Origin of the sequence: Phascolarctobacterium faecium, from assembly GCF_003945365.1 — a bacterium.
In the GTDB taxonomy this organism is placed as follows: domain Bacteria; phylum Bacillota; class Negativicutes; order Acidaminococcales; family Acidaminococcaceae; genus Phascolarctobacterium; species Phascolarctobacterium faecium.
Genome location: NZ_AP019004.1, coordinates 717,480 through 734,747, shown reverse-complemented (window position 1 = coordinate 734,747; position 17,268 = coordinate 717,480). Strand labels below are relative to the sequence as shown.

Annotated in this window: 24 protein-coding genes; 2 read left to right on the top strand and 22 right to left on the bottom strand. The window is 41.0% G+C overall.

The genetic code is table 11. The features are described from left to right. Positions 1 to 423: 423 nt before the first annotated feature. From PFJ30894_RS03665 to PFJ30894_RS03560, 22 genes are all read right to left on the bottom strand, one after another. Positions 424 to 963 carry a peptidoglycan recognition protein family protein gene (locus tag PFJ30894_RS03665; protein ID WP_197714978.1) on the bottom strand — a complete coding sequence of 180 codons (540 nt, stop codon included), beginning with the start codon at positions 961 to 963 and terminating at the stop codon, positions 424 to 426. Beyond that, positions 935 to 1,213: a hypothetical protein gene (locus PFJ30894_RS03660; protein ID WP_125669086.1), complete on the bottom strand. Its 279-nt coding sequence runs from the start codon at positions 1,211 to 1,213 to the stop codon at positions 935 to 937. The genes PFJ30894_RS03665 and PFJ30894_RS03660 overlap by 29 nt, the downstream gene beginning before the upstream one ends. A 59-nt stretch (positions 1,214 to 1,272) precedes the next feature. Further along, positions 1,273 to 1,572: a hypothetical protein gene (locus PFJ30894_RS03655; protein WP_113078058.1), complete on the bottom strand. Its 300-nt coding sequence runs from the start codon at positions 1,570 to 1,572 to the stop codon at positions 1,273 to 1,275. A gap of 11 nt (positions 1,573 to 1,583) precedes the next feature. After that, positions 1,584 to 2,105: a hypothetical protein gene (locus tag PFJ30894_RS03650; RefSeq protein WP_125669085.1), complete on the bottom strand. Its 522-nt coding sequence runs from the start codon at positions 2,103 to 2,105 to the stop codon at positions 1,584 to 1,586. 15 nt (positions 2,106 to 2,120) lie between these two features. Beyond that, positions 2,121 to 4,805, bottom strand: a complete 2,685-nt coding sequence (locus PFJ30894_RS03645) for an autotransporter outer membrane beta-barrel domain-containing protein (protein ID WP_125669084.1) — start codon at positions 4,803 to 4,805, stop codon at positions 2,121 to 2,123. Between the two features lie 14 nt (positions 4,806 to 4,819). Continuing rightward, positions 4,820 to 5,653: a hypothetical protein gene (locus tag PFJ30894_RS03640; RefSeq protein ID WP_125669083.1), complete on the bottom strand. Its 834-nt coding sequence runs from the start codon at positions 5,651 to 5,653 to the stop codon at positions 4,820 to 4,822. A gap of 14 nt (positions 5,654 to 5,667) precedes the next feature. Further along, positions 5,668 to 6,321 carry a DUF2612 domain-containing protein gene (locus tag PFJ30894_RS03635; protein WP_125669082.1) on the bottom strand — a complete coding sequence of 218 codons (654 nt, stop codon included), beginning with the start codon at positions 6,319 to 6,321 and terminating at the stop codon, positions 5,668 to 5,670. A 1-nt stretch (position 6,322) separates the two neighbouring features. Beyond that, positions 6,323 to 7,528 carry a baseplate J/gp47 family protein gene (locus tag PFJ30894_RS03630; protein ID WP_125669081.1) on the bottom strand — a complete coding sequence of 402 codons (1,206 nt, stop codon included), beginning with the start codon at positions 7,526 to 7,528 and terminating at the stop codon, positions 6,323 to 6,325. Positions 7,529 to 7,594: 66 nt separating this feature from the next. Then, complete coding sequence (locus PFJ30894_RS03625) at positions 7,595 to 8,446, bottom strand: hypothetical protein (RefSeq protein WP_125669080.1); 852 nt, start codon at positions 8,444 to 8,446, stop codon at positions 7,595 to 7,597. 12 nt (positions 8,447 to 8,458) lie between these two features. Continuing rightward, entirely contained in the window at positions 8,459 to 8,983 is a 525-nt protein-coding gene (locus PFJ30894_RS03620; protein WP_125669079.1) for a hypothetical protein, read from the bottom strand. 11 nt (positions 8,984 to 8,994) lie between these two features. Beyond that, the gene (locus tag PFJ30894_RS03615; protein WP_125669078.1) at positions 8,995 to 9,390 is read right to left on the bottom strand and encodes a hypothetical protein; all 396 of its coding nucleotides are present in this window, start codon (positions 9,388 to 9,390) and stop codon (positions 8,995 to 8,997) included. Between the two features lie 2 nt (positions 9,391 to 9,392). Beyond that, the gene (locus tag PFJ30894_RS03610) at positions 9,393 to 9,770 is read right to left on the bottom strand and encodes a hypothetical protein (protein ID WP_125669077.1); all 378 of its coding nucleotides are present in this window, start codon (positions 9,768 to 9,770) and stop codon (positions 9,393 to 9,395) included. A 13-nt stretch (positions 9,771 to 9,783) separates the two neighbouring features. Further along, on the bottom strand, positions 9,784 to 10,398 hold the full coding sequence (locus tag PFJ30894_RS03605; RefSeq protein ID WP_125669076.1) for a DUF7338 family protein: 615 nt from the start codon (positions 10,396 to 10,398) through the stop codon (positions 9,784 to 9,786). A gap of 15 nt (positions 10,399 to 10,413) precedes the next feature. Then, on the bottom strand, positions 10,414 to 10,755 hold the full coding sequence (locus tag PFJ30894_RS03600; protein WP_125669075.1) for a hypothetical protein: 342 nt from the start codon (positions 10,753 to 10,755) through the stop codon (positions 10,414 to 10,416). A gap of 87 nt (positions 10,756 to 10,842) precedes the next feature. Beyond that, positions 10,843 to 11,541, bottom strand: coding sequence for a hypothetical protein (locus tag PFJ30894_RS03595; protein WP_125669074.1), 699 nt, complete (start codon positions 11,539 to 11,541; stop codon positions 10,843 to 10,845). Between the two features lie 10 nt (positions 11,542 to 11,551). Further along, positions 11,552 to 12,169: a baseplate assembly protein gene (locus PFJ30894_RS03590; RefSeq protein WP_125669073.1), complete on the bottom strand. Its 618-nt coding sequence runs from the start codon at positions 12,167 to 12,169 to the stop codon at positions 11,552 to 11,554. Positions 12,170 to 12,171: 2 nt separating this feature from the next. Further along, the gene (locus PFJ30894_RS03585; RefSeq protein ID WP_125669072.1) at positions 12,172 to 13,035 is read right to left on the bottom strand and encodes a baseplate hub protein; all 864 of its coding nucleotides are present in this window, start codon (positions 13,033 to 13,035) and stop codon (positions 12,172 to 12,174) included. Then, positions 13,032 to 13,328 carry a phage baseplate plug family protein gene (locus tag PFJ30894_RS03580; RefSeq protein WP_125669071.1) on the bottom strand — a complete coding sequence of 99 codons (297 nt, stop codon included), beginning with the start codon at positions 13,326 to 13,328 and terminating at the stop codon, positions 13,032 to 13,034. Before PFJ30894_RS03580 ends, PFJ30894_RS03585 begins: the two co-directional genes overlap by 4 nt. A 4-nt stretch (positions 13,329 to 13,332) precedes the next feature. Then, a complete protein-coding gene (locus tag PFJ30894_RS03575) occupies positions 13,333 to 13,938 on the bottom strand; it encodes a phage baseplate protein (RefSeq protein ID WP_125669070.1) in 606 nt (201 codons plus the stop codon). 17 nt (positions 13,939 to 13,955) lie between these two features. Continuing rightward, positions 13,956 to 15,497: a hypothetical protein gene (locus PFJ30894_RS03570; RefSeq protein ID WP_125669069.1), complete on the bottom strand. Its 1,542-nt coding sequence runs from the start codon at positions 15,495 to 15,497 to the stop codon at positions 13,956 to 13,958. Positions 15,498 to 15,641: 144 nt separating this feature from the next. Next, positions 15,642 to 16,130 carry a phage tail assembly chaperone gene (locus tag PFJ30894_RS03565; RefSeq protein WP_125669068.1) on the bottom strand — a complete coding sequence of 163 codons (489 nt, stop codon included), beginning with the start codon at positions 16,128 to 16,130 and terminating at the stop codon, positions 15,642 to 15,644. Between the two features lie 10 nt (positions 16,131 to 16,140). Next, on the bottom strand, positions 16,141 to 16,566 hold the full coding sequence (locus PFJ30894_RS03560) for a phage tail fiber protein (RefSeq protein WP_125669067.1): 426 nt from the start codon (positions 16,564 to 16,566) through the stop codon (positions 16,141 to 16,143). 93 nt (positions 16,567 to 16,659) lie between these two features. On the opposite strand from PFJ30894_RS03560, the gene PFJ30894_RS03555 reads away from it, so the two are divergent. After that, complete coding sequence (locus tag PFJ30894_RS03555; RefSeq protein ID WP_197714977.1) at positions 16,660 to 16,845, top strand: type II toxin-antitoxin system HicA family toxin; 186 nt, start codon at positions 16,660 to 16,662, stop codon at positions 16,843 to 16,845. Between the two features lie 36 nt (positions 16,846 to 16,881). Further along, the gene (locus PFJ30894_RS03550) at positions 16,882 to 17,268 is read left to right on the top strand and encodes a type II toxin-antitoxin system HicB family antitoxin (protein ID WP_125669066.1); all 387 of its coding nucleotides are present in this window, start codon (positions 16,882 to 16,884) and stop codon (positions 17,266 to 17,268) included.

Below are 17,268 nucleotides of genomic sequence, written 5' to 3'. Positions count from 1 at the left end.
GTATAGTTTACGCTACATATCCCCCCAATGTCAATAAAACAGCAAGTTTTTTATTTGTAAATTTAATTTACAAATACATATCAAACTCTACTTTCGCACGAAAATCGTACGATATAAAACGAGAAACAGCAAATTGCCAGCATGTTAAAAACGACGCTGCTCTGCCGTTTCTCGTTAGTTTTAATTTTAGCGCGCGTTTTTTTAGCAACTTAAATCGCACGATAATCAAACGAAAATCGTATGAAAACTTTACTTGAAACTACTTGAAAGAACTTGAAACCTACAGCCCAAAATAATTATGCAATGCGCCTAAAGTAAAACCGATAATCATACCAATCCAAAAAAGTTTGCTAGTGATATACTCTTTAATCTTTTCCATGGTCAAACCTCCTTTCAACTATTTCTATTTTGGAAATAGTTAGTTTACCAATTATGATGCCACCAGATCGCCTTACCACGAATTACATCACCGCCTGGCTTTAGTACTCCATCGCCCGGTAAATCAGATAATTTCCACAAGTCCCAGCGTTCAAAAGTAGTTGCCGGGCCGTAGTCATCTAAGTCTGCTGCTTCTGCATGTGTCATTACGGTATCGGCATTAATGTCCAATCCAAGCTCCTCACACAGTACAGCTACAACTTTTGCCATACTATCTATCTGTAACTCTGTCGGTGGCACGTTGCCAAAATCGACACGACCATCAGCATAGGCTACAGCATCTACACAACAAGCTAAAGCAATCCCAATAGCTCTAGAATTGCGCCGCCATGTATGAGCCTTATATTCAGTCAAATCGTCTGTTGTCGCCATAACAGCGCCGTCGCTGTCAATGTTTAAGTGATAGTCACTAAAAAACTGGTGATAATTACCAGCTGACCAGTGTAGATAGATCTTATCAATATTACCTCTAGCCCTTGCTGCTAACTGCCGCAGCTCATCTAAAGTGATTCTTTTTGTCACCATTATTCTCTGCCTCCTGTTCAAACTTGTCAGGGACACCGTCCCCGTCTTTATCTACTAAACTTGTAGCTATAAAGGTCACAAATGCAACCATAGCCGGACCTGTGATCTCACGTATCAACGCCAGCAGGTCAGACATAATAATCTTATCTAGCCATAACCACATATACATCCATGCAGCGTAATAGGTCAGTACCAGCAAAACGACTGCAATAAAATAGCCTACAATGACAGCCATTATTTTTGGCGACATTGAGGCTACTTTATTTCTGGCACTCACTATTAAGTTTTTTATTTTCTCAAACATAAATATCACTTATCCTTACATGAACAGTTATTACATTTGTTTTCTACCAGTAATAGACGTTCGCCAACTTCATCAATCCTGTTATGTGCAGATTTTGCCCTCTGATCAATCTCAGCAAATTTTATTTTTAAATCTGTTGTACGTTCTTGTTCCCTATTAATAGTCTTAGCTAAAGCGTCAACAGTCTTTTGGAGGTTCTCTATTGCTGTAGACAAAGGATTTATTATCCAAATCTTAAATACAAAACCTACTATGCCAAATAAAAAGCTAAAGATTGTTATTGAGGCCATTGCCATTTCAACCATCTTTGCACCGCCTAAATTTTAGTTGTCCATTTTATTTTTTTAATTGCACTTACCGACTTACCGTTTTGCACTTTGTTCCGCAGACTATAAAACCGATTGTAAGCCGCAGACTGCTCTGCTGCTGACTTAACCAGTACACTTTGAAAATCAGAAGCTGATAGCATTACCCATAGACTTTCGCCTTCAGCATTTTTTACGCCATAGCCATTCTCCCCTTTTAATAGTGCAACATTATAGGCAGAATTAAATTTGTTAATATCTGCTTCCAGACGGTCAAAATAATAGGTAGTATCACCAACTTTATACTCAGTCGGTCTATCGCGTTCCGCTTCGTACATAGCGTAAAGTTCTGCAATTTTCTGCGCCTTTGTTTCCTGCAAATCTAAATCAATAACGCTTCTTTTAACACCAAAATTTTCTAATTGCTCATCGGTCGGATTTAGCGGCCACGAAACATTTGGTAAAAGCCTCTTGATTTTATCAAAGTCATCATAAGTATTACCTAAATAAGTGTAGACTATCTTTTTATACATTTTAGATCCTCCTCTTTAACCGCTAAACGGCAATGCTACACTATCGCAAACCTGTATACTAAAACTACCTGTGTCATCTACAATTGCAATAACATTTATGATATTGTTAGCATTTGCAGTTAATACCGGCGCAACGCCTTTCGGGTAGTATACTGCGCTATCTGTCGGGAACGTCCATGCTACTGTTGGCACTGTAGCACCTACAGCAAGCCAGAATGTTAATGTTTTGCACATATACGGGCTACTACCGACCGTCGCTTTGAAGTTCATTCCTGAAAAATTCATGTTTAAAGACGACGGATTATTAATCGAACAGTTAATTAGATAACAATTCGCCGACGTTTGGTAGCTAATTGTATTACCAGTGTTTGGAGTTGCGTAGTAGGTGTTTTCGGCTGTTCCCATAAAATACAAACATTGTTCAGAATTTTCGGCACTGATAACACCTGCACCTACACCGTTTTTGTTGCCGACGTAAAGCCTGTTCGCTATTCTTACATCACCGTTGTTATTCGGGAGTTGGATGTTCCACGCTCCCGCCGCTACGCCTATTTCAACTTTATTATCGTCCCCCATAGCTCTTATACCTAGATTTTTAAAAGCATTTGAATAGGTGATAATAGCGTTGTTATTGAATTTAATGTTTATGAAGTCGCTGAATCCGTTAAAATCGCCGTTTTTATTTAAATGTAATTCGTTGCCGTTAAACTCCATTGCGCCAACACTACGAAGTCGCAAACTACCTTTTGTATCTGCTGTTGTCGGATTTAAATAGATGTTGCCTGTCGCTCCTGCTCCAACTTGTAAGCCATTCGTATTGTTGAAGTCTAGAATACGATTAGCTAAAAAGTCAAGTGTAGCCGTCGTTTCAGTCCCGCCCACTGTGGCAACTTCTGTTGCACCAACATTAAAAAAGTGCGCCAGTCCTTCTGTGGCTGTATAATACATTGCTCCCGTGGTAGTGGAATTTATCTTTGCTTGCGTTGTTGCGCTGTTAGGCTTCATGCCTAATGTGATAGTTCCACCAATGCCCGCAAGTGCGCCGTCCCTCACTGTTATAGGTTTATTAAATGTGTTTGTTCCTGTAAAGTTATTATCTCCCGCGGCAGTAACATCACCGCCGCCACCGCCTGCTTCAATTGTAATATCTTTCGTTCCGTCGAACGGTACGCCGTTGATAGTGCGGGCAGTGGCAAGTTTGGTCGCTGTGTTTGCGTTGCCTTCCCATACCACACCAGTAGCCGGGGTGTAAGTTGCAGCAAGATTAGAATGTAGATATGCAGAAGTTTTTGTGTTTGCTTCATCCGATACAACGGACCATTGCGGCACCGACCCGGATTGTAGGGCTACAATCTGGTTTTCAGACGCTTGAATAATGACGTTACCGTTGCCCGCTGCATTTATTAAACACTGTTCAGTCTTATAAGAAGGTTTTTCACCCAGCGTAATTATACCAGCACTACCAGCAGCGGTAGCAGCGCGAACAACTATGTTTGAATTGAACTTATTCGCCGCCGTAAAGGTGTTAGCTGCATTGAGCTGCGCATAGCCGCTTAAATCATGGTTACCGCCTAGAATATCCCATTGTGCGCCGTCCCATGCTACATTGTCCCCTGCTTTAATACCGTGGTCGGGGTCTGCCGTTTCAACGTTCCACACGTCGCCTACTTTCTGCCCTGTAGTCGGTAAATCGGCGTAGGTAGCAACGCTGCCTTTATATTGATATACCGTTGTTAATCCGAGTTGTTCGGCGGTTACTTTGTGCGGGTTATTGAAGTCAGCTTCATGTCCAGCAAGGTCAGTAGCTACTGTATTAATTTTTTCTGTTAAATCTGTTGTAGTATTATCTAAATCAGATTTTAACGTATATTCTACCCAGTTTGACCACTCCGACACGGTAACAGGATCGCTGTCCGGAACAATCGTTCCGAATCTAACATAAGTTTTACCGCTAGCTTGCCCCATAAACTTTTGCCTGATGTATGTTTCGTTGAAATCATCGTCTACATCCAACCAGCCGCTGCCTGTTTCCGGCGCGTTAGTATTATTGGATGCTTCCAGCAGTTCGCGGGCAAATTCTGTTTTGTCATTAAGATCTACAGCAGTATCAATATTATCGTAATAGCGTAATTCTTCAACAACAGGAGTAAGGCTGTCTAACCTATTTAACGCTGATGTGGCATCATTTTGCGCATTATCAGCCGTTGTCTGCGCATCTGTCGCAGTCGCAATCGCAGTATTAGCAGAAGACTGAGCATTGTCCGCAGTTTCTTGAGCTTTGGCCGCAGCTTTTGCCGCATTATCTGCAGTTTTTTGAGCGTCGGCTGCAGCTTTTGCCGCATTATCTGCAGTTTTTTGAGCGCCGGCTGCAGCTTTTGCCGCATTATTTGCCGTAGTCTGTGCGTTTTGAGCAGTAGTTTCAGCGTGGTTAGCTATTTCTATTGCAGATTGTGCTGCATTATACGCCTGATTTGCAGTTGTTAAAGCCTGAGTTGCTATTTCATATGATCCATAAGACATATTTCCTATATCGTTTATAGCATCCTCTGTCTGCTGCTCAAAGCTAAGTCCTGGCAGTGGTCCAGTCAACGGTGTATACTGAAATTTATAGTATGACCGATTATTTATTAAAGTCTGGATGTCAGCAGCAATACGCGCTGACCGTAAAGATGCGGCACGTGATACTTTTGTGTAGTTCATTTTTACTGCCTCCCCTAATTACTTAACGTTGCTTGAATAGAACATTTTGAAAATCGATTACCATAAGCTGTAGTAATGTTAATGATGTCACCTTGTTTAATTGAATACTTAAAAGTGTTAGCATCGCTGTTTGATGTCGGATAACCCCAATAATGACCTTTACTACCTGATTTTGTTACACTAGTACTCATGTTTAATGTACCAACTGTATTCCCATTAACTTGGACTGTAACATTTGCATAACTGCTCCAACCTCCATCCGGGGCTTGTCCCCAGTCTGCTGTAGCCATAACTGCTATGCTATTAGCAGCAGCTGCTGCAGTAAAATTCAATGTATTTTTACCGCAGACAGTTTGACTGCTGACCAACGTCTTTTTAGCATCATCTACTGCACTATTAACCAAATCCTTTATCTGATCAGCACTAAGCGATCCAAGCCACACCAAATATTCTTGCCAATAAACAGTGCTTCCCTCTGTGCCAGGTATTACAACACCCGCAGCAGTGTCAACGCCGTTTTCTTTAATGCACATATAACTGATACCGTTATAAATAACCATACAGTTAGGCGCATAGCGAAGTGTAGCTTTATACTGCCACTGACCTCCTGATTGCAACCAATAAGCAAAAGCTGACAGCATATAATATATACCATTAAAATCCGCTCTCTGGGGCGGCAAACCGCCTGCTTCCGGTTTAACCTGTGTTATCGGCGGGAAGCCCTGTGTTAAACTTGCGCGCCCATCCGTACCAGCATTGTCATCTGGTGGGATAGTTTTTAAGCCTTGATCTGCAAAAGGCCGACTAAAAAGATTGACTGGTTCCTGTACTACTGGTAATGTTGCCATAATTTACCGCCTTTCTATTCCGTTATGGTTCCAACAGGGTCAAATACGCCGCAGTTAAAAGGCTGCAACCCGCTGCCAGCAAAACCAAAAACATTTTCTTTATCGATCTGGTATAAGTCCCAGCCTACTCCGGCTCCGACACATAGAGTGCCGCCAACCTTAAACAACGCCAGTTCTTCATCTGTAAGATAACGTTGAAAAAGCCAGCGAACGTGCATTGGATAGGTATTGTAGTAAGTACCGTTTTTATCCTGCGCTTCGATGATGACGCTGAAAACCATAGCGTTATACTGTGGAAACAGCTTATTGATCATGTAGTTTAGTGTATAAAGCGATGCGTCAGTAATATTAGCCAAAGCTTTATACATAAGCAATGTCCTGTAAAAATCATCATCAAGCGTTATTTTAGTATCATCATCTAAAATAATAGTGCGTGCAATACCAACGATATTGCCCCATGTATCCAGTCCTACACCGGTAGCTGTTTTAATGTCCATCATATTTTTATAAAAAGTCTGGATATCGGCATCCGGGCGAATATTGGATCTGAAATCATCAAGTATTTGCTTAATCACAGGGCTTGCTGAATACTGCGACTGGATATACGGCTGAGGTTCCATCCTGATATCATCGCTTGCCCTGACGTCCTCTTGTCCATGAAAGTCCATGTTAAGCCTCCAAAATTACCGTTACGTCATCCTCCGACAACGTTGGCATATTATCCAGTGGGATATCGACTTCGTCGCTGAAAATCCCATTTGACGGAAAAGCAACCTCTATAGACGAAAGATTTTTCACACCGGCACTCGTAACCGAGTTATAAAAACGGCTGGCATACAGAGTATCACCCATTTTCACCCGTGGCTCATCCACGGTTTGGCCGTTAAAGTTAGCCAAAACAGCAGCTTTAATATCTGCAGTAATGGTAGTAGGTGTTGTCGCTGTCTGTTTAAGAGTCACCTTGACTGCTGCTCCTACTACAGTAGGGCTTTGATAATAATAAACCTGCTCACTGCCATTAGTAGGATCTGCAATCGTTACCTTCGTGTTTCCCGTAGTCCCGCAGCCGCCGTCAATTTTCTCGTGCATTGCCATAGCTATTTTTTCCTGTTCACCGCCGTAAACGCTCAAATAAACGCTGTGAGGAGGAATTGTAACGCCATATTTTGTTATTGTCACATCCCCGCGGTTTTGCTCGATTCTACAGGCGATAACGCCGTCGATATTGCCGACTGTCCCTTCAACAGCTTCTGCAAGCCCGTGGGCATTTTTAGCGACACTGTCACTACGGCGCTGTTCAAATTCAGCCTGTGTCTCAAAATCGCGCCCAGGAGCACCAGCAGCAGCGTTATTAACACTATCCCAACCAGGTATTACAGTAATAATCTTATTAACGATATTTGCTCCGACTTGTATTGGTCCATACTGACTACATCTAAAGATACATTCTGCTATACCGGTTGCACCAATCGTCGTAGCATTGATGTTGTAAAAAGTGTAACCATTAACATCCTGCACTACGGCTCCATAGGGGATTATAGTACCCTGCAAGCCAGCGCACTGGCATGTTACTAGTGTCGGTTGCGCTACCTGCCGATCTAAAAAATAAATCGCGGCTAAAGCATCCTGATAAATACCTGTGGCCGTTTTAGGGTTAAATCCATTAGCCAGTCGTAACACTTCCCCGTCTTTTTCGGCTACTAATGCGGCCATACCATCAATCAGTTGACCTGCTGGCGTTTCTGGACCGGTATTAAGTTCTGGCGCACTTTCATCAGTTTTAAATGCAGTTTTCCAGTCAGTTGCAATTTGATTACGTATCGTACCGGTTTCATCAGCAATAAAGCCAGTATCAGGGTTAAATATTATTGCCATATCCCTGCTCCTTTCCAAAATGGGTATAAAAAAGACACTATATCGCTATAGTGCCCAAAAATATTTTTAAAGCTGTACACTTACTGTTGTGCCGCCATCCAATGTAATAACTACATTACCACTAACCAGCCTGCCGTCATCGTCATATTCGAGTACTGGCTCGCAGCCAGTCGTCCCCGATATTGACATAACGGCTTTTTTTATGCGATTAACAAGCATGGATTCCGACACATCAGGACGTTTCCCCAGTTCGATATCAAAGTGTGGAATACCTTGAGTCGCATTAAAATAAGCGTCATTAGTAAACAGCCTGATTCTATTCGCCGCATTCTGCGCTACTGCATAAGCCCCTTTTGTAGTAGCAATATTACCAGCATCATTAACATTTATATCCCAGTTTTTATCAAGATATAGGGTATGCCCATACTTTATTGCTGGATTGTAAGGATCAATATAACTATCATATTCGCCGCCGGTAATAAGAGGCTCCGGATTATTTGGTACAGGTATCGGCTCAGGCTCCGGTGACAAAACTGTGATTTCTGCAATGCAGGTATTTTCACTGTCTAAAGATGACAGCAGACCTTCAAACGGATACCTGACCATTTGCCCTTGCAACTGTTCAAAATTATAAACTGCAGATACTTCTTCTATATACCCGCCAACCACTCGTAAAGTATTCCCTTTAACAAATTCACTTTCGTCAGACACAGCAGTAACGTAACCTTTAATTGTCGGATACGCTTCCCATTCTCTCAGAGTATCAGCTTTAACATACTTCGATGCATCTGGCGCCGTTGTTATGTAGCCTTTGAGCGTAGGGTATGCTTCCCATTCTCGGCGGGTTGCAGCCTTGATAAACTTCGACTCGTCAGGAGCTGCAGTTGCGTAGCCTTGTATAGTGACTGTTTCTGCCATAGTTAGCCTCCTTTATGCTGTTACAGCCGTTTCAGTAAAGCTAAAGTTGATTAAATCCATGGGAAATGCACTGCCGATTTTTGTAGCATCGTGTATTAGAAATATTAAAATGACAGCACTGTTTACGTCTGTTATTTTATTTTCTTCTGTTATTGTTAAAGCATTTCCATTATCCATGCGACTAATTCCAATATAATCACGTAGTAAAGCCGTATTAATTTCCTGAATGGTTTTAAACATAAGCGGAGCGCATTGATCGTAACTATAACGATTGCCTAAAGCTCCTATAAAATTGCCGTTGTTCATATCTCTAAACCCTATTTTTAATGTACCCTCGGAAATTTCAAAACCGCTTTCACATCTAAAATATAACGGCATTATTACAGGGGGATAATAACCTCCAGTGGAAGTACCGCTGCCCGTCATTAGAGAAAATGTATTTATTGCCCCCAAATTTAAAATATTTTTAACGTCTACTTCTGTACCGTCTTTTGCGCCGGCAGTACCGTTGATATACCAATGTAAATGATTAGCCATATTTTAGCCTCCTATACCTGCCAATTTAACGGCAGCGCGTACAAAATTAAACTTGTATCAATTGTACCTGTTTCATCCGATGTTGAAGTAAACTCTATTGTAAGTTGCTGGTTTCTATCTGTTACATTTTTTAAAAATCTAATCCCTGAATAGTTACTGCTACCTTCTAAATTTATGACATTTTTCGTCATATAAACATTAGATATTTTAAGAGATTGTTCAACAGTAGTACCGATCAATACGCCTGTATAACTTTCTCCTACATCTGCTCGAATAGATACACTGACGGTTTTTGTAGCTGGCGTGCTTCCAGAAGGAAACATACCATCTGCAACTATAGGATTGTCTGCAGTCACTTCTGTTCCGTCTTGCGAGCCCGCGGTGCCATTAATATAAAATCTAACCATTTTTACGCCCCCTGTTCGCTTACAGTTTCAATATATTTGAAAACCAAATTATTGACTACCGCTGTACTGTATTGCACATCTGCAGGAATATTGGCTCTTACATAAAATAACGTATTAGTGCTACCAATATTGCTGAAAAATAATGTACTGCTCCACGTCTTAGCATCTGCTGATAGTTCCAACCAATCAGGATTAGTCCCTATGACCGATATAGTAACGTTATAAACATTGGTTTCTACAGGGCAGCGTAAAGCGTATTTCACTGCATCGCCCAAGCTTCCTTTTTCTGCAGCATACTTTAAAGGATTCGTAGTTAAAAGCAAAGCCCCATCTGTACCTCCTGCTGTCACCGTCCCACCGTAAAACCCTAATTGTGCCATATTTTTACCCCTTTCAATCAGCCAGCCGGAAAGGATTGATATGAAAAGCTATCATAGCCCTACCGCTTAAACCTTTTATTTTCCAACCTAAATAAATTCTTATATAAAACCATTTACAGTATCTTTTACAATAATAAAAGCTCCACGTTTTAGTGAAAATATTTCTGTCGTCCTGTACGATGCCGATATAACACGCATCTTGATCTGAATTTTCATAATTTCGGTAAGTCTTGACATCATACTTATCATAATCACGTCCGCAAACCTCGTATGCAAAGCCATAACCAGTATTACGATACAACCACCATAAACGACAGAAATAACGCTGCACGCGCTCTCTAAGCGTAAATTCAGGATCAATTATTTTAACATATCCAGGAATCATCAATGCCCCGTCTTTTACTTCGGGATAATAAATATAGTGCTTATCAAAATCGTATCTAAATATTTTAGGCACAACTTCTTTTGCAATAAAATCTACGTCAAGGCAGTTATCATATGTCTGCCACCAACGCAAACATTTTGGCATATTGCCATATTCATCAGCAAAGAAAATCACCAGCCAATTAGTCAGGTAGCAAATTATACTAAAAGCAACATCGGCTATGATATATAATATCCAATTCATTTTATTCACCTTCTTTTAGTAATCTAGCACAGTAGGTTTTACCGCGTTAATACGCTGCGAAAATCTTATAAATGCACTGCCGTCTGTTCCGACTATTCCACTGCCATAAGCGACCGTGATACGATAAGTTTTCAGCGGCGTGACACCGATATAATTCGTAGCGCTTGCGCTGTCTTGTCCCCAAGCGCTAAACCATGTTTTACCGCTAAAGTTTGAATACATGCTGCAATAGCAAGGCTCGCCGGTTATGCTGCCGTTTATTCCGCCACCTACGTAAACTACATTTACGGCGGCGGGAATAATAATATCAAACGTATCGCGAAAACCGTCTTCATCTGCTGCCGTTGTACTCCACAAGTCAGTATCTACATCAGGCAGCGGTGGGGCGCTGTCCCCCCCACATCTACAAACAAGCGTCTAGTAAACATATTCGCACCGCCTTTTTTATTCGTCTATTAATTGAATATCTACTGTTTTCCCGTTCCTTCGGTCAAAGTAATCTAATACCGTAGTATCATCGAGCATTTCGATATAGTAATATGTGGCAGCACCATTATAAGTTACGTTATTTAACGAATACATATTATCAGCTACATATATCGTTATTTGACTTATAGCACTCCGGGTATCGCCTGTTAACGCTACTGTTAACGTGTTTGTCATATACATACCTGTCGAAACATCCTGTAGGGCGTCTATTCCAACTTTTTCTATTGTGTGCTGCATAAATTGAGCGGGGCTTATCCTGCCAAAATTATTTATAAAAAATCCCGATTGATATTCACCTAGCTCGACATTGTAGTTTTGCCCTATGGTTAATTCAAAATCATAATTAACAAGGGGGGATAAAACAACATATTCTGTTTCATATTCAACGTCAGTATCAATAATCCACGTCCCCGACGCCGTGTTATATCCAAGTTGGGAGATATTATAAGTTATTTCTGTTCCGGTCGGTACGTTTGCAAACACGGCTATGCCTTTATTGTCCGTGTTTGATATATTACTTTTCCCGTTATATGCTATCTCTACACGGGCTGAACTGATGTGACTGCCGTCGGCTGTATCTACGTGAACTTCAAGTACTGAATACGTTTGCGGCGGTGTCCCCCCCGAATTTATTAATAAACGCCGATTAAACATATTTACCTCCTTATTTCGGACCGCTGGTATTACTGCCGCCACTTTCTACACCACCGTGCACGTGTTTCGTAAGGCTTATGCCATTAGCGATAACATCACCTTCAACAGTTACATCGCCTTTAATATTCACACCTGATGTAGCAATCAGATTGCACTTATTATCCTGCGTCAACTCTAAGTAGCAGCTAGGAGCCTGATTTAAGAAACCACCAATGTAAAAACCATCAGACTGGCTATGTTTACGTAAGCTACCTGGTTGTTGTGGTTCTGTTGTCCCTGCTGTAACATTACTGCTATCAGATTGGGCAAAAACAGCAACTCCGATATCATCAGGGACCGGGTCAATAATCAGTGCTGCTTTACCTCCCTGTATTCTACTGTATGGCAAATGATACAACGTTACAGGCTGCACTGCCTGACCTTTGCCATCTACATAGGTAACAAGTGGCAAAACATCTACATAACCTGTAGGTCCTTGTGCCCCCTGCGTATCAACGGCAACGACTTTAACCGGCTGTGCAGTAGCTATTTTGTTCTGCAACATACGCACAAAAAAATCTATAGCATTAACATCACTGTTAGCGCTATAGATATTTTTTTGACCTTGTACTGCTTCATTATTTGACACGCTCATACCCCCTGAACCCACACGCCGTTAAGGCTGGTCATCCAATCGCCGCCAGTTGGTTTATTGGCACTCAATTTATGCTCCAACTTACTTATCTTCCATATCCCGGAAGCCGCCGGCAAAATCGTTTGTAACTCGAAAAACCCGCCCAATGAAAGATTGGGATTAAAGTAGATCTTGCACTGTACGCCGTCATTTGTAAATGAAGGATAACCATACTGACCTGAATCGCCTTTAACCAAAACCACATTCCCAGAATTTTTGATCTCATAAGGCTGAATGATAAACTTACGGTCATCTATCAACAAATCGATACCAGTCTGCCGTGCCAATTCATGCGCTTTTTGGATAGGTGAGCCAATAAACGTACTGTTCTTTACGCTGGCAGTAATGCCTTTGTTTTCAAAACCATACCCAGCTTCGCCAGCAAAAATTTTCATTAGTTTTTCGATTGTTGTTTCGCCTTTGGCCGACGTAGGAGGAGTCGGAAGCTGATTAGGATAATAGCCTGTTCTAGCTTCGATTTTAAAACTGACGCTGCCATCATTTCCGATCACTGGTACAGCAGACGATATTTCACCTTCAAATACTGTATTCAGCTTCCGTCCCAACTCGCCCGCTTCTATTTTGATAACGTTATTAAAAGTTTGCAGTTTCCTGAATGCCAGCATAGTTAGCTGCTGCATAGTATCTAACTTCATGTTATTTACTGTAACAGTAGCCTTGCCCATATCCTCGCCTCCCGGTTTAGATACGTTTACTTCGATCGGCAGTCCTTCAAAGCTTACAGTGTTGCTGCCGCCATTAAAACTACCTTGCCGCATATATACAGTTGTCCTGATTGTTTTTTCGCTGAAACTTGTCATAATTCGTCCTCATAGTAAAGCACATAACGCGTTCCAAGCCCGCTATAATGCGGGGCAGTATCTTTGTTCGTCATATCGGCAAAAAATAGCGTACCGCTAAAATACGGCGTCGGATACTGCACTAAATCCATTGCTGTCAAGCAAATACCTCCCTGCCTTACAATAGTACCGTCACAGGTCAAATCCAGATACATATAATCACCCTTTTGGTACAAATGGATAGTACAGTTTTGTCCATTCAACACAATATTAAATTCTTGATTTGGTATTTGCTGTAATGGTATGACTTGCATATTATCACTTCCCGCTTGGATATTTCACTTTGCCTATTCCCTTATGCATTATTGATTCAGCTCGTTCTCCAGCTTCCTGCTGTTCACCTGTCGGCTCGGCTGGCGTAGTAGTACCGGTATTTACTTTGCTGGCATCTGACGGATTTTTAGCGTCAGCCGCCGTTATGGTACTGACATCAACACTACTGTAAGCTACATCGACCTCACGAATTTCGACAAACTGCGCATTAATATGCAGCACACCTAAGCCATCAGTAGCATTAAGACTGTAATCGTAATTTTGCAGTGTCATACGCTCATACTCATAAACTGGCGTAACAATAGAAAAATAGCTGATTTCCTGTTTTAAATTCTCTATCATGTCAATTACAGATTGTAAATAAGCATTAGTCCCCGAAAATGATAGATCAGCGTTGATTTCCAGAGGGCTAGTAACTTTGTTATAGCTCATAAAAGAACCTTTTTCGATAGGTTCAGATACCACCTTGCCACCCGATGTAACGCTTACCTGAAATACAACTGCGTCCGGCAGTACATTTCGTCCTTGCTCATTTACAAAGCGCCATTTACTTGATTGTTTTTGTTTGTCTGAAATTGGTAATGTTGTCATATCTTATACCTCTATCATTAATATGATCCATTAGCAGGCCCATCAACAAGCGGACTGCTAAGAGCCTCTCGAGCAAATTTATCACGTGCTTCTTCTGCATCTTTAACACCATAAAAATTATTAGTTAGTTTGACATCGGTATGACGATTGCTGTTATCTATCCCACCAGCTCTACGGTCATCAATAGACAGATGCACGTTTTTATTGCCATTACCGAAAAAGTTGAGCAATTTGTTAAAGATAGGTGCGACAAAATCCCACCACTTAAACAAGGTATCCTTCATGCTGTCAAAGGTTTTATTAAAGCTGTTTTTCAACTTACCAAAAGAGTTAGCTACTCTATCAGTTGCCTCTTTGCTACCAGATACTAACATCCTAATAACGTCTATAACAAACCAAACTGCATCATAGACTGTTTTAGCCCAGTTCCAGATTGTAATACCAATACTGAGTAAAAGTCCACCAAAATCAATAACATGTGGCTTTATCTCGGTCCAGACTTCTAACATAACAGTTTTAAATTCTTCAAAGGCTTCCAGCGCATCATCAACAAAACCATTGATAATTTTTTTCGCATTCTCAGTACTCCCAAAAATTGATTCATAAAAATCGCCAAAAGCACTTTCTCCGCCTTCGAGCCATACTATAAAGTCCTCAAAAACTAACCCTATAGCCAAAAGTGCTGCCAATAACGCACCCCATGGCGATAAAAGAAAAGCCTGCGCTGTTACAAATAGTTCTTTTAAAACCGGCAATAAATGTACTGCTACAGCAACCCCAACTCCAATCAAAACAGGTATCAATGCTTCGGCGTGCTGCGCCAGAAAAGACAACCCTTCGGCAATTTTCGTGGCTACCGGAGCAAGTACCCTGTAACCCGGCAGAAGCATCATCTTCATAGCTCTGGCTAAATCATTACTGGCATTAGTAAATTCTTTGGTCGCTTTAGCATCTTCTTTGGTATACACACCAAGTCTTTTAACATGCTCTAACTGAGCATTGATACCGGCACTGCCTTGCTGTAGCCATGCCACAACATCAGCTCTGCCGATGCCTATCTGCCGGCCTATGCCTGTAGCTTCCTGTTTGCTCATATTGCGGAAAGAATCTGCCATCTCCATTAAATATTGTTCAGAGTTTTTTAATTCGCCATTAACATTTTTTACCGGTGTTAATAACCCCTTTTCTACTGCATCTTTTAACGGTCCACTGTCATTATAAGCAAGATCTGTCATCCAATCGTTAATATCAGCAAACAGTTCACCAACTTCCTCTCCTGCGACACCTGCCATCTCAGCGGCACCCTGCCACTGCTGCAATTTCTCAATATTGATGCCCAAGGATTCGCTTAATCTGTCCACTTGAATAATCTCCTGCGTGAACTGTTGCACTATCTGTCCTGATGTAATAGCGGCTAAAGCAGGGGCAACCACACCCATAGCGATACTTTTCAATTTGTTGCTTACATTATCAACTAGTGCATTGATATTTTTATCTACATCGCTGGTGTCCATACCAATAGCAATAAAAAATTCATCAACAATATTCCTACCTGCCATTATTTCGTTTCGCCTCCTCCATCGCTCGATATTCATTGATATTATTGACTACAACGATCTCATAAAAATCGAGCAGATCCTCGTAGCTGTAAACGCTCTGCAATTCGCAAAGCGTTGCCAACTTTTGAGATACTACGATACCGGTCAGCGTCCCGACATTGCGGTAGTTTTCGCAAAGGTAATTGACGGCTGGACCTGCTGGCCTTGGGCATTCTGCCCGATCTGAAAAAAATCAAAATTCACCTTTAATGCTTCCCATCTCAGGCGATACAGATTTTTAAATTCACCGATAATAGTATCGATATTCGCCGCAGTACACGGTACAGAAAAGCTTGTATTAACTGGGTCTGGTACGTGCTCACAACAATTCAAAAGCTCATCGTAAAGCGGCTCTACTTTGTCATAATCCAGCTGACCAATAACCTTAAAAATTTCCTGCAGTTTGTCGGGCCCACTGAATTTAGATTTTAAACTACTAAATTCAAAATCGCTGATTTGTCCAGTAGCAGAGTTAGCCAATAAAGCAACAACTCTGTTAACCCATCGTTCGCCTTTGGTTGCCGGCATTTGTTTGACCTTAAAAGTCAACTGGCGGCCATCGTCAGTAATATTAAATAAAACTTCTTTTCTCATAATTTACTCCTTACTTAACACTTTCAAAATCGAATGTATAAGGGATCGGCGCAAAAACCTGCTGTGCATCTGCCAAAAGCTTGCCTGTCTTTAATACACCGTTGCTGTAAGTAAGCGTTTTACCAAGTGCCGGAATAGACATCAGCAATGTAAGCCAGTAAATCTTTTTCCCTGAACGTGTAGCCCTGGCTAAAGTATCAAGATATTCGACGCTAGGGCTGGACGGTTCAAGTGTAATAGTCAAAGTTTTTACTCCGTCTACATAACCGGCAACCATTTGACCGTCGACGCCTTTTCGTGTTTCTGCAAAGGTTTCATCTGCCTGTGAAATCATAGCATCAGTAGAAAATTGTTCTAAAATGATACCCTGCGGAAATAAATCTTCGCATTGTAATACAATTGTCGCATCAGCGGATGTAATGTTTCTATTTTCCATGTTGTCAACTCCTTAATTTTAATAAAAAATATTTAACCCTTCTTGTTTTATACGTGTACACGTGTTATAATATGCATGTGAGGAGGTCAGCTAATGGTCACAATGAAAGATAAAGACCTGCTAAAATTACTAATAAAAAATGGTTGGGAATTAGATGGCATAAAAGGCAGCCATCACCGACTAAAGAAAGATGGTAAATTAGAGGTTATACCAATTCATGGAAAAGACATGAAACTCGGACTATTAAAAAAGATTTTAAAAAGAACAGGGCTTGAATAAAGCCCCGTTCTACATATTATAAAAGGAGTAAATATTATGTTACTTATTTATCCAGCAATTATACACGATGACAAAGACGGTTTATGGGCAGAATTTCCAGATTTAGTTGGATGCTCTACACAAGGGGACAACCAACAAGAAATTCTTGCAAACGCTGCTGAAGCAGTGGAGTGTTATATCTTAGGTATTTTGGAAGCAGGGGAAAAACTTCCTCAAGCAACCTCTCCTAAGAATATTATTCTCGAAGAAGAAAATACATATATATCTTTAATTCAGGCAAATATAGATTTAGCGAAAAATACTAAATCTGTCAAAAAAACTTTGACCATCCCAGCTTGGCTTAATCAAAAAGCATTAGACGAAAATATAAACTTCTCTAATGTTTTGCAAAAAGCCCTGATTAAAGAATTAAAAATCGGATAA

Excerpts from the sequence above, each read along its gene's own strand:
- PFJ30894_RS03665 (WP_197714978.1), bottom strand. The coding sequence starts at position 963 with ATGGTGACAAAAAGAATCACTTTAGATGAGCTGCGGCAGTTAGCAGCA.
- PFJ30894_RS03660 (WP_125669086.1), bottom strand. The coding sequence starts at position 1,213 with ATGTCGCCAAAAATAATGGCTGTCATTGTAGGCTATTTTATTGCAGTC.
- PFJ30894_RS03655 (WP_113078058.1), bottom strand. The coding sequence starts at position 1,572 with ATGGTTGAAATGGCAATGGCCTCAATAACAATCTTTAGCTTTTTATTT.
- PFJ30894_RS03650 (WP_125669085.1), bottom strand. The coding sequence starts at position 2,105 with ATGTATAAAAAGATAGTCTACACTTATTTAGGTAATACTTATGATGAC.
- PFJ30894_RS03645 (WP_125669084.1), bottom strand. The coding sequence starts at position 4,805 with ATGAACTACACAAAAGTATCACGTGCCGCATCTTTACGGTCAGCGCGT.
- PFJ30894_RS03640 (WP_125669083.1), bottom strand. The coding sequence starts at position 5,653 with ATGGCAACATTACCAGTAGTACAGGAACCAGTCAATCTTTTTAGTCGG.
- PFJ30894_RS03635 (WP_125669082.1), bottom strand. The coding sequence starts at position 6,321 with ATGGACTTTCATGGACAAGAGGACGTCAGGGCAAGCGATGATATCAGG.
- PFJ30894_RS03630 (WP_125669081.1), bottom strand. The coding sequence starts at position 7,528 with ATGGCAATAATATTTAACCCTGATACTGGCTTTATTGCTGATGAAACC.
- PFJ30894_RS03625 (WP_125669080.1), bottom strand. The coding sequence starts at position 8,446 with ATGGCAGAAACAGTCACTATACAAGGCTACGCAACTGCAGCTCCTGAC.
- PFJ30894_RS03620 (WP_125669079.1), bottom strand. The coding sequence starts at position 8,983 with ATGGCTAATCATTTACATTGGTATATCAACGGTACTGCCGGCGCAAAA.
- PFJ30894_RS03615 (WP_125669078.1), bottom strand. The coding sequence starts at position 9,390 with ATGGTTAGATTTTATATTAATGGCACCGCGGGCTCGCAAGACGGAACA.
- PFJ30894_RS03610 (WP_125669077.1), bottom strand. The coding sequence starts at position 9,770 with ATGGCACAATTAGGGTTTTACGGTGGGACGGTGACAGCAGGAGGTACA.
- PFJ30894_RS03605 (WP_125669076.1), bottom strand. The coding sequence starts at position 10,398 with ATGAATTGGATATTATATATCATAGCCGATGTTGCTTTTAGTATAATT.
- PFJ30894_RS03595 (WP_125669074.1), bottom strand. The coding sequence starts at position 11,541 with ATGTTTAATCGGCGTTTATTAATAAATTCGGGGGGGACACCGCCGCAA.
- PFJ30894_RS03585 (WP_125669072.1), bottom strand. The coding sequence starts at position 13,035 with ATGACAAGTTTCAGCGAAAAAACAATCAGGACAACTGTATATATGCGG.
- PFJ30894_RS03580 (WP_125669071.1), bottom strand. The coding sequence starts at position 13,328 with ATGCAAGTCATACCATTACAGCAAATACCAAATCAAGAATTTAATATT.
- PFJ30894_RS03575 (WP_125669070.1), bottom strand. The coding sequence starts at position 13,938 with ATGACAACATTACCAATTTCAGACAAACAAAAACAATCAAGTAAATGG.
- PFJ30894_RS03570 (WP_125669069.1), bottom strand. The coding sequence starts at position 15,497 with ATGGCAGGTAGGAATATTGTTGATGAATTTTTTATTGCTATTGGTATG.
- PFJ30894_RS03565 (WP_125669068.1), bottom strand. The coding sequence starts at position 16,130 with ATGAGAAAAGAAGTTTTATTTAATATTACTGACGATGGCCGCCAGTTG.
- PFJ30894_RS03560 (WP_125669067.1), bottom strand. The coding sequence starts at position 16,566 with ATGGAAAATAGAAACATTACATCCGCTGATGCGACAATTGTATTACAA.
- PFJ30894_RS03555 (WP_197714977.1), top strand. The coding sequence starts at position 16,660 with ATGGTCACAATGAAAGATAAAGACCTGCTAAAATTACTAATAAAAAAT.
- PFJ30894_RS03550 (WP_125669066.1), top strand. The coding sequence starts at position 16,882 with ATGTTACTTATTTATCCAGCAATTATACACGATGACAAAGACGGTTTA.